Source organism: Luteibacter pinisoli, assembly GCF_006385595.1.
In the GTDB taxonomy this organism is placed as follows: domain Bacteria; phylum Pseudomonadota; class Gammaproteobacteria; order Xanthomonadales; family Rhodanobacteraceae; genus Luteibacter; species Luteibacter pinisoli.
The window spans coordinates 4,469,891-4,484,693 of record NZ_CP041046.1 but is presented as its reverse complement, the minus strand read 5'-3'; the positions used below and the strand labels follow the sequence as shown (position 1 = coordinate 4,484,693).

Below are 14,803 nucleotides of genomic sequence, written 5' to 3'. Positions count from 1 at the left end.
CCAGGCGTGGGCGAACAGGCAAGCAAGCGGGAAGCAGTGCGGACGACGCGTGCGGAGGCGTTCATCGCCGCCGACGTGGGCGGCACGCATGCCCGTATCGGCTTGGTGCGTCCCGCGCTCGCCGGCGGCTCCTTCGACGTGCTGCGCTATGAGCGCTATGCCTGCGCGGACTGGCCCAGCCTCACCGCCGTGCTGAAGGACTTCGTCGGCCACCTCGACGGCCAGTTCGCCGTGCACCACTGCGCGGTGGCCAGCGCCGGTTACGTCCTGGGCGACGCCATCGTCAACGAGAACCTGCCCTGGCCGGTGTCCATCGGCGACATCCGCGACAGCCTGCACCTGGCCGGCCTGCGCGTGGTCAACGACTTCGAGGCCGTGGCCTACGCCTGCCAGTTCCTGCGGGACCACGAGACCACCGCCATCATCGAGACCGCCGCGGCGCCCGCCGCCGGCCCGATGCTGGTGATGGGCCCGGGCACCGGCCTCGGCTCGGCGGTGCTGCTGCCCGGCAAGCCGCACGCCACCGTGCTGGCCACCGAAGCCGGCCAGATCTCGCTGGCCCCGGGCACGCCGCGCGAAGCCGCGATCCTCGGCGAGCTGGCGAAGAGCCGCGACTACGTTTCCTACGAGACCGCCCTTTCAGGCCCCGGTCTGGTCAACCTCTACAAAGCGATTTCGACGCTGCGCGGCACCCCCGCGACGCATGCCGAACCCGCCGCCGTCACCAGCGCCGCCCTCGCCGGGAATGATCCCGCCGCGGTCGAAGCACTGGACGTGTTCTGCGGCCTGCTCGGCAGCTTCGTCGGCGACCTCGCCATGCTCTATGGCGCCCGCGGTGGCGTGTTCCTGGCCGGCGGCATCCTGCCGCAGATCCGCGAGTATCTCGCCGCCAGCAGCTTCGCAGACAGGTTTTTCAACAAGGGCGTTATGCGCGCCTTTCTCCAGCAAGTGCCGGTACGTCTCATGGACCACGGACAGTTGGGAGTGATCGGTGCCGCCGGTCTCTACCTGCACGGTTCGGCTGCTCATTGATGAGTGGGAAAGGAACGCAGGCTTAGTAAAAAACCGGGCCGAAAGGCTCTCCGATAGCAACGAAAGCCCGGCGCGGTCGCGAAACCCGCCGAAGCTACATCCTCTGAGGGGAGGACACCATGTCGCATCGTAGGAATCTGCTCACGGCGAGCATCATCGCCGGACTCTGCTGTTTCACCGGAACCGTTGCCGCGCAGGACGCGTCGACCCAGGACCCGGCCAAGCCGCAGACCGCCCAGCAAAAAGCCGACGCTGCCAAGGCAGCCCAGCTCGAGGGCATCACCGTCACCGGCATCCGCGCCAGCCTTGAGAAGTCGCTGGACACCAAGCGCAATGCCGACGCCATCGTCGAAGCCGTCACGGCCGAAGACATCGGCAAGTTCCCGAACACCAACGTCGCCGAAGCGATGACGCAGGTCCCGGGCGTCACGATCGACCGTCAGTTCGGCCAGGGCGACCGCGTCTCCATCGACGGCACCGATCCCAGCCTCAACCTGACGTTCCTCAATGGCCAGCCGGTGTCGCAGACGCCGTGGCAGTACGGCGCCCAGCCGAACCGCGGCTTCGACTTCACCATGCTCGCGCCGGAAATCGTCGGCCGCCTGGAAGTCTACAAGTCGCCCGAAGCGCGCCTCACCGAAGGCAGCCTCGGCGGCACGGTGCTGCTGCACACGCTTGAGCCGCTCGACCTGCCGGCTAACACCGTCCGTGGTTCGTTCGGCCTGAACTACAACGACCAGGGCACGGCGGGCACCCGTCCGACCGGCTCGGCGCTGTACAGCTGGAAGAATGCGGACAGCACCTTCGGCATGATCGCCTCGCTGCAGCACTACGAGGAAAAGATCGACCGTCAGGGCTTCGAAATCTTCAGCTACAGCCCGGTCTCGAAGTGGGCCTCCAGCCCGGCCGTGGCCGCCGGCATCGCCAACGGTTCGCTCGATCCGAACGCGAAGGTGCCCGACGAAGTCAACTCGGCGTGGTTCCAGCAGAAGCGCAAGCGCGACACTGCCACGCTCGGCTTCCAGCTGCGTCCGACGGACAACTGGGATCTCGAGTTCAACAACCTGTTCGTCCGCGAGAACTTCGACAACTGGAACCAGTCGCTGTACCCGTTCACCGGCGCGACGCCGGGTAACGTCACCAGCTTCAACCAGGGCCCGAACGGCGTGGTCACCGGTGGCCATGTCTGCGGTAACGACGACCCGACCTGCCCGGCCATCGCGCAGGGCACGTTCGACAGCAACATCCGCAAGTCGGTGGTGCGCACCGTCGCCCATGACCTGAAGTCCACCTTCCACGGTGACGGCTGGCAGCTCGCCGGTGCGGCCGGTTACAGCAAGGCGATCAACGACAACATCTCGCAGGCCGTGATGGAGCCGGTGTACGCCGGTGGTTACACCTGGGACATCAACAAGGGCTTCAACTTCGACAGCCCCGCCGCTGCCCGCGATCCGGCCAACTGGCACATGGGTGACGTGGATGGCCTGGGTGGCTGGCCCGGCAACTACGGCTCGTACTCCGCGCACTCGCGTGACACGTATGCGCAGCTGGACTTCTCGAAGTTCTTCGATTCGTTCATCAACGAAGTGGCCGTGGGTTACCGCTGGAACCGACACGAAGAGGGCATGAATGCCCACGTCTACGGCGGCAACGCACCGACCAACCTGGAAGACCTCGGCTTCGGCGGTTACACGAACACGCTCGATGCGCTGAACGGCCTCGACGGTTCGGCCAACCACGTCATGCCGGACAAGGAAGCCCAGTACCAGTGGGTGCGCAACACCAACGGTGGCAACGAAGACCCGGGTACGTACCTCAACGGCACGTACAAGCTGGTCGAGAAGACCAACGCGGCGTACGCGCAGGCGAACTTCGCGGGTGGCGGCTTCCACGGCAACTTCGGTATCCGTTACGTCGACACCAAGACCGACGGCACCGGCTTCAACTACAGCGGCGCCCCGGTGCTGCCGGCCCCGCCGGGTTCCTGGCAGACCTCCTCGCGCACCACGAAGAACTGGCTGCCGAGCATCAACATCGCGTACGACCTGATGGAAGACGTCGTGCTGCGTGCCGCGGCCGCCAAGGTGATCGCGCGTCCGCCGTACAACATGCAGGTGAACAACCTGTTCCTCAACGACTCGGTGCTGACCGGCTCGGGTGGCAACCCGAACCTGAAGGACTACAGCTCGAAGAATTACTCGGCCTCGGCTGAGTGGTATTTCGCGCCGCAGTCGTACCTGGCGCTGACCGGCTTCTACAAGAAGATCGACAACTACACCGTGGTCGATTCGGCGAACGAGCTGCTCTACAACGGCGGCCTGGTCAACGACCCGACGACGTTTGCCCGCCAGGTCGCACAGGGCCTGTGCACGCCGGATGGCTTCTGCGAGTACTCGATCAGCCGTCCGCGCAACACCGGCGCCGGCAAGGTCCGGGGCGGCACGCTCAGCTACCAGCAGGCGTTCTGGGATACCGGCTTCGGCGTGACCGCAAGCTACACGTATGCAAAGGGCACGCTCGATTCCGGTGGTTCGCTGCCGTACAACTCGAAGAACGCCTATTCGCTCAGCCCGTACTACGAGGAAGGCCCGTTCAGCGCCCGCATCACGTACAACTGGCGCAGCAAGTACCTCGCCGGCGGTTACATCGCCGGTGCGCCGCCGGCCACCACGGCCGACTACGGCGACCTGGGTGCGACGATCGGCTACAAGCTCAACAAGAACGTCTCGTTCACCCTCGCGGGCATGAACCTGACGAACGAGGAATACAAGCAGTACCTCACCGTCACCTCGCTGCCGGTGGCGAAGTACACGACCGGCCGCCGCTACATGGCTTCGGTGCATTTCGACCTCTAAGCGTTAGCGTCATGGCTTGGCGGCCACGGATGGCCGCACATAACCCTCGAAGCTTCATTCCCCTCGGGCCCGTCGACATCCTTGCCGGGCCCGCTTTTTTTGCGGCGGCATACCGGACACAATCGAGCCTTCGCGTTAGCCACGTTGGAGTCCCGATGCGCCGTATCCTCCTCCTCGCCCTGGCCACCGGCCTTACCGCCTGTGCCACCCAGCCGAGGCATGACACCACGCCCGTCGATACGACGCCGCTTTCGCTGATCCCCATGCCCGCCCAGGTCGCACGCGTGGCGGGGCACTTCCCTATCGATGGCAGCACGAAGATCGCCACCGCCGCCGGGGACACCCAGGCGAAGAAGGTGGCCGCCCAGCTGCAGGGCTGGTTGCGCCAGGCCCGTGGCATCACCCTGCCCATCGTCGAAGGCAAGGCCGGTGCCGACACCATCTGGCTGCATACCGAGGCCTCGGTGAAGGGCATCGAGGCGTATGCGCTCGATGTCGACGACAAGGGCGTGCGCATCGCCGCCAACGACGAGACCGGCCTGTTCTACGGCGCCGTCACCCTGTGGCAGCTGGCCACCGACCCGACCGCACAGAACGGCCTGCCCGGCGTGCACATCGTCGACAAGCCGCGCTTTGAATGGCGTGGCCTGATGCTCGATTCCAGCCGCCACTTCCAGTCGGTAAGCGACATCGAGCACCTGCTCGACCAGATGGCGATGCACAAGCTCAACACCTTCCACTGGCATCTCACCGACGACCAGGGCTGGCGCCTGCAGATCGAGAAGTACCCCAAACTCACCGACGTGGCGTCGTGCCGCAAGCCCGTGGGCCCGGATATCGCCCTCACCGGCGGTGCGGACAAGCCGTACTGCGGGTTCTACACGAAGGAAGAAGCACGCCAGGTCGTGGCGTACGCCGCCGAGCGCCACATCACCGTGGTCCCGGAAATCGAGATGCCTGGCCATGCCCAGGCCGCGGTGGCCGCGTATCCGAAGTTCGGCATCGGCAAGTCACACACCGTCTCGTCGGACTGGGGCGTCAACACGGCCCTGTTCAACGTGGACGATGGCACCTTCACCTTCCTCGAGGATGTGCTCGATGAAGTGATGGAGGTGTTCCCCTCCACGTACATCCACGTCGGTGGCGACGAGGCGGCGAAGGACGAATGGGAGCATTCGCCCGCGGTGCAGGCGAAGATGAAGTCGCTGGGCATCACCGACGAAGAGAAGATGCAGGGCTGGTTCGTCGCTCGCATCGGCGAGTACCTCGAGCAGCATCACCGCCGCCTGATCGGCTGGGACGAGATCCTCGACGGCAAGGTGCCGGCGAGCGCCACCGTCATGTCCTGGCGCGGTACCCAGGGTGCGATCAAGGCCGCGAACGCCGGCCACGACGTGGTGATGGCACCCTCGCCTAACCTGTACATGGATTACCTGCAGTCCAGCCTGCCGGATGAGCCGGCCGGCCGGCCGAACGTGCAGTCGCTGGAAAGCGTCTACACCTTCAACCCGGTGCCGGATGGCGTGCCGGCCGACAAGGCCAGCCACATCCTCGGCGAGCAGCTGACGATGTTCACCGAGTACCAGCCGAACTGGGGCCGCGTGCAGCACGCGATCTTCCCGCGCGTGGCGGCCGTGGCCGAGCGCACGTGGTCGCCGATCGCCGACTGGAACAGCTTCCTCACCCGCCTGCCCGCGCAGTTCTCCCGCTACCGCACCGCGGGCATCATCCCGGCGGACAGCGCGTTCGCGGTGGCCATCGACGCGAAGGCCTCGGGCAACGACAAGGCCTCGGTGACGCTGTCCTCGCAGACCGGCTTCGGCAAGATCCGCTACTCCACGGACGGCACCCCGCCCACGGCGCAGTCGCCGGAGTACAGCGGCCCGTTCGAGGTGTCGCTGCCCACCACCGTGCAGGCGATCACGTTTGCCAACGACTTCGGGGTGTCGGGCCCGCGCTCGGCGGTCATTGATGCGAAGTCCCTGCTGCGTCGTAGCAGCGACCAGCTCGACACCTGCAGCAACAAGCTCGCCGTGCGCGTGGAGTCACCCACGCTCATCGATGGCGTCCGCCCGGTGTACAAGGTGGACATCATGGATACCTGCTGGGTGTGGAAGGGCGTGAAGCTGGATGGCCGCTACGGCGTCGCCATCGACGTGAACCGACTGCCGTTCAACTACGCGTTGTGGAAGGACACCGCCGGCATCGTCACGCGCAAGGCCAAGTCGCGCGATGGCGAGATCGAGATCCACCAGGACACCTGCGACGGTCCGAAGCTCACCACCATCCCGCTGGCCAAGGCGAAGGGTGGCCCGGCCACGCTCGACGGGATCCTGCCCAAGCGCGAGGGCACGCACGATCTGTGCATCCTCGTCACCGGCAAGCCGGGCCCGTCGACCTTCTGGGTGATCGACAACGTCCAGCTGCGCTAGGGGTCAGGCGGGGATGCGCATGTCCGCCCGGCGCTGGAGCGCCGAGCGGGCCTCGCGTTCGTCGTCGCCGGACAGCTCGCCCAGCACGACAAACTTGCCGGCGACCATCGCGGCAAGCGGCACGCCATCGCGCAGGGCGATGCGGTTGCCGATGTTCGCCGGCACCTTGCTGCCGGCGACGATGCCGCCGATGAGGTTCAGCGGATCCGTCGCGGCGATGCAGACGATCTCGCCGTCGTGTTCGCGATGGCGGATCTGCCGCAGGGCCGGCAGCGCCTCGGGCAGGGCGAACTGCTCGCCCACCAGCCCATCGACGAAGCGACCACCGCGGATCTCGCCGCGGGCTTCCAGCCGGTGGTACACGCGGCGCAGGTCGCGCCACGCAGGCAGCCACGCGGCCTCGCGTTCGAGGATGCGCCAGCTCACCACGCCATAGCGGCGCAGCAGCGTGCGGGCGATGTGTTCCATGCCGTCGGCATCGTTGCGCTCTTCGCGCGAACGGCGCGCCAGCGACCAGCGGCCGGCATCCTCGATGCCGCTGAGCATGTGCCGCCGCGTCCGCCGGGCGCGGCCGCTGTTGCGCTTGGCGGACGGCAGCAGCAGTGCGCGCAGGCCGGCAAAGCTGTCGGCGGTGACGCGCCCGCCTGCGACCAGCTCACCCAGCGCGTCTTCCAGCTCGGTGCGCAGCAAACGGGTGGTCGACGCCAGCTCGTCGAAGAACAACGCGCCCTCGTCGCGCAGCGTGTCTTCCACGGCCTGCGCACGCGAGGAAAGCCTGGCCTCCTCGTTGACCGCCGGCGCCGCGGCCGTCCACACCGGCAGCTGCCGGCGCGGCAGCAGCACGATGGGTGTGGCGCGCACCGGGCCACCGCTGCCGGTGCCCAGGCGCAGGCGGCTCCACACGACGCGTCCCGCACGGCACAGGTCGTCGAGCCAGCCGATGCTGTAGTCCTTCACGCGCGAGGGCAGCAGCTCGGATTCCCACGCGCCCGCCGCGGCTTCAAAGCCCTCGAGCTGGCCAATCATCGCGGCCAGCGCATCCGGCCCGGCCACCTGGGTGGCGTGGGTGACGTGCTGCCAGTCGAGCAGGAAGCGCAGGAAGTCGCGCGGCGCGACCGGTTCGATCTCCCGGCGCAGGCGGCCGATGGTGTAGCGATGGATGCGTGCCAGCAGGTGGCGCTCGCACCATTCCGCGTGCGTCGCCCCAGGCGAGAACGGGCCGCGCATGACGTAGCCCTCGCTTTCCAGCGACGACAGCGCAAGGGCCACGTCCGCGGCATCCACGCCGAGCGTGGGCCCGATATCGCGTTCCTCGACCACGCCGAGGCCGCCCAGGCGGCCGCGCACCAGGTCGACCATGGCCGCTTCACGGGTCCAGGCCTGCGCGGCGTACTCGGCCGGTGCGGCGATGGCCGGCTGCAGGCGCGCGGACGGATGGATGGCCTGCCATGCCGGCAGGCGTTCGGCGGCCACCCACAGCGCGGCATCGCCGGCGCTGAGCAGCGTGGCGCGGGCATCGTTCGCCAGTGCCTGGAGCCACGGCAACCAGCCGTTGTCGCGGGCTTCCGCGCTCGTCACCGCGCCGAGCAACATCAGCGCTTCGTGCATCTCGTCCGCGCTGCGCGCCTCGGGCCATGCTTCCTCGCGCACGGCGGCGATCGCGTCGGCATCGAGCCGGCCGAGATCGTCCGCGCTTTCCGCGTCGTTCCAGCGGCGTGACTGCACGGCCTGCGTGCGGCGTTCTTCCAGCGGGGCGTCATCGAGGAAGGCATACGGCGCGGCACTCAGCACTTCGGCTGCGAGCGGCGACGGCGTGGCGAGGTCGCGGGCGATGACGCGGATGCTGCCGTTCTCCATGCCGCGCAGCACGCGCAGCCAGCCCTCGGTATCCATGGCTTCATGCAGGCAGTCGTCCAGCGTCTGGTTCACCAGCGGGTGGTCGGGCACTTCGCGCTCGCCGACGATGTTCTCCAGGCAGGCCACCTGGTCGGGGAACACGGTGGCCAGCAGGTCCTCGCTCTTCATCCGCTGCAGCTGCGGCGCCACCTTCTTGCCGCCGGAGAAACGCGGCAGCGCCAGCGCCGTGGTCGCGTTCCAGCGCCAGCGCACGCCGAACAGCGGCGCATCCAGCAAGGCCTGGACGAGCACGTGCTCCGCGCTGTTGGAATGCAGGTAGCGCGCCACTTCCTCCAGCGGGAAGCTGTGGCTGGTCGACAGCGACAGCACGATGGCGTCTTCGGTCGCCGCTGCCTGCAGTTCGAAGTTGAACTGGCGGCAGAAGCGCTTGCGCAGCGCGAGGCCCCAGGCCTTGTTGATCCGGCTGCCGAACGGTGTGTGGATGATGAGCTGGGTGCCGCCGGATTCGTCGAAGAAGCGCTCCATCACCAGCGTGTCGCGCGTGGGCAGCGCGCCCAGCGCGGCGCGGGCGCGGAACAGGTACTCCACCACCTGTTCGGCCGCCGGCTTGCCCAGCCCGAGCTCGCCCATCAGCCACGCCATGGCGGCCTCGCGGCCACCCTCGTCGAACTTCGCCGAGAGCTCTTCGCGCAGGCGTGCCACGCCGATGGACAGTTCCTCGGTGCGGCCCGGTGCCTCGCCCAGCCAGAACGGGATGTTCGGCGGCTGGCCCTGCGCGTCTTCCACGCGCAGCCGGCCCATCTCCACGCGCAGGATGCGGTAGGAGCGGTTGCCCAGCTGGAACACGTCGCCGGCGAGGCTCTCGATGGCGAAGTCTTCATTCACCGTGCCGACCACGGTGGACTGCGGCTCCAGCAGCACGTTGTAGTCGCCGGTCTCGGGAATCGTGCCGCCCGAGGTCACGGCCGTCAGCCGTGCGCCGCGACGTTCGCGCAGGCGCTTGTTCACCGCGTCGCGGTGAATGTAGGAGCCGCGCGGGCCTACCCGCGTGCTGAAACCGTCGGCGAGCATCCGCACCACTTCGTCGAAGCGCTCGCGCGGCAGCTCACGGAACGGGTAGGCGCGGCGGACCAGGTCGTACAGCGCGTCTTCGTCCCACTCCTGGCAGGCGACTTCGGCGACGATCTGCTGGGCAAGCACGTCCAGCGGCTGGTGCGGCATGATCAGCGCATCGAGCTCGCCACGGCGCACGCAGTCCAGCAGCGCGGTGCATTCCACCAGGTCGTCGCGCGAGGTGGGGAACAGCCGGGCCTTTGGCGTGCCGCCCACCGCGTGCCCGGCGCGGCCGGCGCGCTGCAGGAACGCCGCGATCGAGCGTGGCGAGGCGATCTGGCACACCAGGTCGACGTCACCGATGTCGATGCCCAGTTCGAGCGACGCCGTCGCCACCAGCGCACGCAGCGTGCCGGCCTTGAGCCGCTGCTCCGCATCGAGCCGTTGCTCGCGGGACAGGCTGCCGTGGTGCGCGGTGACCGCGTCCCGGCCGAGGCGCTCGGAGAGATGCCGTGCCACGCGCTCGGCCATGCGCCGCGTGTTGACGAAGATCAGCGTGGTGCTGTGTTGCTCGATGAGGTTGCCGAGCCGGTTGTAGACCAGCTCCCACATGTCGTTCGACATCACCGCTTCCAGCGGCACGGGCGGCACTTCCAGCGCGAGGTCGCGCCGGCGCGCGTGGCCGATATCGATGACGGCGCAGTCCTCGCTGCCGGTGAGGAACGCGGCCACCTTCTCGATGGGCTTCTGCGTCGCCGACAGGCCGATGCGCACGAGGCGCCGCTGGGCCAGCGACTCCAGCCGCTCCAGCGAGACCGCCATGTGGCTGCCGCGTTTGCTGGCGGCCACGGCGTGGATTTCATCGACGATGACTTCGCGGATGTCGCGCAGCATGGCCCGGCCCGATTCCGAACCGAGCAGCACGTAAAGCGATTCGGGCGTGGTCACCAGGATGTGCGGCGGGCGCTTGCGCATGCGCGTGCGGTCCGCTGATGGCGTGTCGCCCGTGCGCACGGCGGTGCGGATCTCCACGTCAGGCAGGCCCTGCTTGCGCAGTTCCTCACGGATGCCGGCCAGCGGGGCTTCCAGGTTGATCCGGATGTCGTTGGACAACGCCTTCAGCGGCGATACGTACAGCACCGTGGTGCGATCCGGCAGGCCACCCTGCTCAACGCCTTCGCGCACCAGCATGTCGATGGCCGAGAGAAACGCCGTCAGCGTCTTGCCCGAACCCGTGGGTGCGGCGACCAGCGTATGGCGGCCCGAACGGATGGCTGGCCACGCGGCCACCTGCGCCTCGGTGGGCGCAGGGAACGTGGCGTTGAACCACGCGGCGACGGCAGGATGGAAGGCGGCCAGTGGCATTGACGTTTGTGAATTCATTCAATGACATAGATGGGGCCGAAAGTGCCCCCGGACAAGCGCCGACAGTACACCTGGCGCGTCTCGCGGCTTGCGATAACCGCGTTACTACACCAAGGTTGTGCGCATCATTTCCCCGGACCCCGTGATCATGGCTGATACCGCTCGCCGCACCGCCCTCGCTTTCGCCATTACTGCCGGTATCACCGGCATGGCTTCCGCGGCCACGCCGCCGGCCCAGCCGTGGATGGACCGCGGCCTGTCGCCCGACAAGCGCGCGGAACTGCTCGTCGCGGCGATGACGGATGACGAGAAGTACCGCCTGATCCGTACCGACTTCGGCATGAAGAGCGACAAGCACGGCCAGCCCGAGGGCGCGCTGGGCAACGCCGGCTTCATCCCGGCCATGCCGCGCCTGGGCCTGCCGGCCGTGCAGGAAACCGATGCCGGCCTCGGCGTCACCCGTCCGGGCGTGGATAACGCGGGCGCGGTGTCGCTGCCCGCCGGCCTCGCCACCGCCGCCAGCTTCGATCCCGCCGTGGCCCATGCCGGTGGCCGCATGATCGGTGGCGAAGCGCGCGGCAAGGGCTACAACGTGCTGCTCTCCGGCGGCGTCAACCTCGTGCGCGATCCGCGCAATGGCCGCAACTTCGAATACGCCGGTGAAGACCCGCTGCTCGCCGGCCTGATGGTCGGTGCCACGGTGAAGGGCGTGCAGGAGCGCCAGGTGGTCGCCACAGTGAAGCACTTCGCCGCCAACGACATCGAATCCGGCCGCAACACCATCAGCTCCGAGATCAACCCCGTGGCGCTGCGCGAGTCGGACCTGCTGGCCTTCCAGCTGGCCATCGCCCATGGCGACCCGGGCTCGGTGATGTCCGCCTATAACCGCGTCAATGGCACCTATTCGGGCGAGGACGACTGGCTGCTCAACGAGGTGCTGAAGAAGGAATGGGGCTTCAAGGGCTGGGTGATGTCCGACTGGGGCGGCGCGCACAGCGCGGCGAAGGCGGCCAACGCCGGCCTCGACCAGCAGTCCGCCGGCGAAGTGTTCGACGCCGAGGTGTTCTTCGACAAGCCGCTGCGCGAGGCGGTGGCCAGGGGCGAGGTGAGCAAGGCGCGCCTGGACGACATGGTCAAGCGCATCCTGCGCAGCTTCTTCGTGCACGGCGTGCTCGACAACCCGGTGCCGGTGAAGGCCGGCAAGGTGCCCTACGCCGCGGACCGCGTCGTGGCGCGCGACGCCCTGGAGGCCGGTGCCGTCCTGCTTCGTAACCAGGGCGCGCTGCTGCCGCTGGCGAAGGGCACCTCGGTGGTCGTGATCGGTGGCCATGCCGACAAGGGCGTGCTCGCCGGCGGCGGCTCGTCGGCGGTCAGCGATGTCGACGGCGATCCGGTGCCCGGCCTCGAGCCCACCGGCTGGCCGGGTCCAGTGAAGTACCACGCCTCCGCGCCGCTCACCTTCATCGGCAAGCGCGCCAGCAAGGTCAGCTTCAACCCGGGCACGGATCCGGTGGCGGCGGCGAAGGCCGCATCAGGTGCGGACGTCGCCGTGGTCTTCGTCACCAAGTGGGCGGCCGAATCGTTCGACACGCCGGACCTGGGCCTGCCGGATAACCAGGATGCGCTGGTGGCGGCGGTGCTCAAGGCCAATCCGAAAACCATCGTGGTGCTGGAAACCAACGGCCCCGTGAAGATGCCGTGGCTCGACCAGGCCGGCGCCGTGCTGCAGGCCTGGTACCCGGGCTCGGGCGGTGGCGAAGCGATCGCCCGCCTGCTTTACGGCGAGGTGGCCCCGAGCGGACGCCTGCCGCTGTCGTGGCCGAAGGACGAATCGCAGCTGCCGCGCGCGACGATCCAGGGCGCCGGCCTCAACAGCAAGGAAAAGCCGGCCGACACCATCGACTACAACATCGAAGGCGCCGACGTCGGCTACCGCTGGTACGAAAAGACCAAACGCCAGCCGCTTTTCGCGTTCGGCTATGGCCTCACCTACACCTCGTTCGACTACAGCGGCTTCGCGGTCGACAAGGACAAGGACGGCCGCGCCGTCGCGCACGTGACGGTGAAGAACACCGGCAAGGTAGCCGGTGCGGACGTGCCGCAGGTGTATGTCACGGGCCCCGATGGCGGCACGCGTCGCCTGGCCGGCTGGACGAAGGTCGCGCTGAAGCCGGGCGACAGCCGTCGCGTCGACATCGCGCTGGAGCTGCTGGCGCTGGCGCGCTGGGATGACGCCGGCAAGCGCTGGCGCGTCGCCGCGGGCACCTACCAGGTAAAGCTGGGCCGCTCGGCGGACGACTTTGCCGCCGACGCCACGCTGCAGCTCCCGGAAAGCTTCCCGGTGGTCAAAGCCCCGTAACAGGGCGGTGCCCCCTTCGCGTGATCGCGACGGGGGCATCCTTCAGAATGCGGCGCATGAACCTGCGCCCTGCCCTCGCCCTCGCTGCTTTCCTTGCGCCCGCCGTCGCCCTTGCCGATCCGCCGGACTTCGACCGTCCCGGCGCCGGCTTTGCCACCAGCGTGCTGCCGGTGGGCACGGTCGCGCTGGAACAGGGCCTGCCGAGCTATGAGCGCCAGCGCGCCGACGGCTTCCTCGACCGCACCTATACCGCCGACAGCCTGATTCGCATCGGCACCGGCGGCCCGGTGGAGTTGCAGGTGGGCGGCTCCGCGTGGAACCGCCTGGAAGAACGCGGCGACGGATCACGCCGCCACGCCGTGGGCCACGGCGATACCAGCCTCGCGATGAAATACGCGCCCGCCGGAAACAACGCCGACGGTGCCTTCAGCTGGGCAGCGCTGGGCCAGGTCACCTTCGCCAACGGCGACGAGGACTTCGGTAACGGCGCGAAGCAGTACACCCTCGGCACCACGATGCAGTGGAAACCCAGCGACCAGCAGCAGAACACGTTGTTCGCCAACGTCGACCGAATCAAGGGCAAGAACACCTGGACGCTGGCGCCGACGTTCGGCCGCAAGCTCGGCGAGAACTGGATGGCTTACCTCGAAGCCGACGCGATCCACGATGCCGACGACGGCAACGAACTACAGGCCGGTGGCGGCGTGGCCTACAGCATCGGCGACCATATGCAGCTCGACGCATACGCGCTCCATCGCATCGGCAGCCACGGCCCGTCCGTCATCGCCGGCCTCGGCGTCTCGGTGTTCCTCGGCCACGCGAAGTAGTCGCTCAGCGATTCCCGCGCCGCATCGCGCGAAACAGCAGCCCGGTAAGCACCAGCCCCACGACCAGGCCGATCACGGCCCCATACACCGCGCCCGACTTCTCGCCGGCCAGCCAGCCGATGCCACAGCCGAGCAGCAGGAAAATCGGAAGTGGAAGACAGCCCATGATCTGATCCTGTTTGACGGCATTGCCTTGCAGACAACAACAAGAAAAAGATTTATCGCGGAATATCGGGGACCAGGCAATAGAACATGTTCATTCGCAGGGCGAATGCGTGTCTCACGCGGCTTCGCCGCCTCACTCTCGATAGGTTGAGGAAGCTGCGGGTGGTCAGGCCCTTGGGGCCGCCAGACGCGGACCTGCGGACCGGGCCGTAGGACCCTCACCGCGAACATCGTTGCGTTCGGCGGCCCTCCGCTTATGTCGGCCCCAAGGGCCTTCCCGCTCCCGACTCCGATGCCCCGCTCGGCGCGAAAGGTGTGCGGCTCCTCCCATCGGCTAGGGAGCCTCATCACGTGTAAGACATGGCCCTCGCGCTCACGCGGAGGGCCATGGTGACCGTCCCTGGGTCTGGTGGCATGCCACCGGAAACACGGCCCGGTATGACCGGCGCGGCGTTATCGTCGATGAAGGGGGGATCGATCCTGGCGCTAGGGACGGACGGCATCCTGCCGTCGGATCGGTCATCGACGGTGCCGTAAGTCTTACTTACGGCGCTCCGCCGGGGATATAGGAGGATTCTTAAAATTAGGCTCGAACGACCATCGGCCGTGTTGTCACTGGCCTGCCGTTCAGGCTGGCGTGTTCGACGGGCGGCGCGGACGCTCAGGTTGCTGGCGCGTGGTCGGCCGTGTCGTCTGGCGCGGTGCCGGGTTGACCTGGGGAGGCACGGGGACACCGCGGCTCGCGAGCGAGCGGAGTGCGGCGCTGTCGGACGTGCCGTAATCGCGTTTTCCCGGTTCTCTTTGCATAAACGTCTCCTGCGTATCCCGCCCGGAGGGCCAGACTGGTCGCAGAAGACG

Annotated in this window: 7 protein-coding genes; 5 read left to right on the top strand and 2 right to left on the bottom strand. The window is 67.9% G+C overall.

The genetic code is table 11. From position 1 onward, the window contains the following. The first annotated feature begins 6 nt into the window (after nucleotides 1–6). From glk to FIV34_RS20280, 3 genes are all read left to right on the top strand, one after another. Nucleotides 7–1,032 carry a glucokinase gene (gene glk, locus FIV34_RS20290; RefSeq protein ID WP_211352801.1) on the top strand — a complete coding sequence of 342 codons (1,026 nt, stop codon included), beginning with the start codon at nucleotides 7–9 and terminating at the stop codon, nucleotides 1,030–1,032. A gap of 119 nt (nucleotides 1,033–1,151) precedes the next feature. Beyond that, nucleotides 1,152–3,887, top strand: a complete 2,736-nt coding sequence (locus FIV34_RS20285) for a TonB-dependent receptor (protein ID WP_139985305.1) — start codon at nucleotides 1,152–1,154, stop codon at nucleotides 3,885–3,887. Between the two features lie 155 nt (nucleotides 3,888–4,042). After that, entirely contained in the window at nucleotides 4,043–6,319 is a 2,277-nt protein-coding gene (locus FIV34_RS20280; RefSeq protein ID WP_170207672.1) for a beta-N-acetylhexosaminidase, read from the top strand. A 3-nt stretch (nucleotides 6,320–6,322) separates the two neighbouring features. Here the strand turns inward: FIV34_RS20280 and FIV34_RS20275 are convergent, their stop codons facing one another. Next, a complete protein-coding gene (locus FIV34_RS20275) occupies nucleotides 6,323–10,594 on the bottom strand; it encodes a DEAD/DEAH box helicase (protein WP_139985301.1) in 4,272 nt (1,423 codons plus the stop codon). Between the two features lie 148 nt (nucleotides 10,595–10,742). Here FIV34_RS20275 and FIV34_RS20270 point away from each other — a divergent pair, with 148 nt between their 5' ends. Together FIV34_RS20270 and FIV34_RS20265 are read left to right on the top strand one after the other, a co-directional pair. After that, entirely contained in the window at nucleotides 10,743–12,953 is a 2,211-nt protein-coding gene (locus tag FIV34_RS20270; protein ID WP_139985299.1) for a glycoside hydrolase family 3 C-terminal domain-containing protein, read from the top strand. A 56-nt stretch (nucleotides 12,954–13,009) separates the two neighbouring features. Next, the gene (locus FIV34_RS20265) at nucleotides 13,010–13,780 is read left to right on the top strand and encodes a transporter (RefSeq protein WP_170207671.1); all 771 of its coding nucleotides are present in this window, start codon (nucleotides 13,010–13,012) and stop codon (nucleotides 13,778–13,780) included. Nucleotides 13,781–13,784: 4 nt separating this feature from the next. Here the strand turns inward: FIV34_RS20265 and FIV34_RS21070 are convergent, their stop codons facing one another. After that, nucleotides 13,785–13,946 (bottom strand): hypothetical protein, encoded by a 162-nt coding sequence (locus tag FIV34_RS21070; protein WP_170207670.1) that lies wholly within the window; start codon nucleotides 13,944–13,946, stop codon nucleotides 13,785–13,787. Between the last annotated feature and the right edge of the window lie 857 nt (nucleotides 13,947–14,803).

Coding starts and splice junctions, on each gene's coding strand:
- FIV34_RS20285 (WP_139985305.1), top strand. CDS start 1,152: ATGTCGCATCGTAGGAATCTGCTCACGGCGAGCATCATCGCCGGACTC.
- FIV34_RS20280 (WP_170207672.1), top strand. CDS start 4,043: ATGCGCCGTATCCTCCTCCTCGCCCTGGCCACCGGCCTTACCGCCTGT.
- FIV34_RS20275 (WP_139985301.1), bottom strand. CDS start 10,594: ATGCCACTGGCCGCCTTCCATCCTGCCGTCGCCGCGTGGTTCAACGCC.
- FIV34_RS20270 (WP_139985299.1), top strand. CDS start 10,743: ATGGCTGATACCGCTCGCCGCACCGCCCTCGCTTTCGCCATTACTGCC.
- FIV34_RS20265 (WP_170207671.1), top strand. CDS start 13,010: ATGAACCTGCGCCCTGCCCTCGCCCTCGCTGCTTTCCTTGCGCCCGCC.
- FIV34_RS21070 (WP_170207670.1), bottom strand. CDS start 13,946: ATGGGCTGTCTTCCACTTCCGATTTTCCTGCTGCTCGGCTGTGGCATC.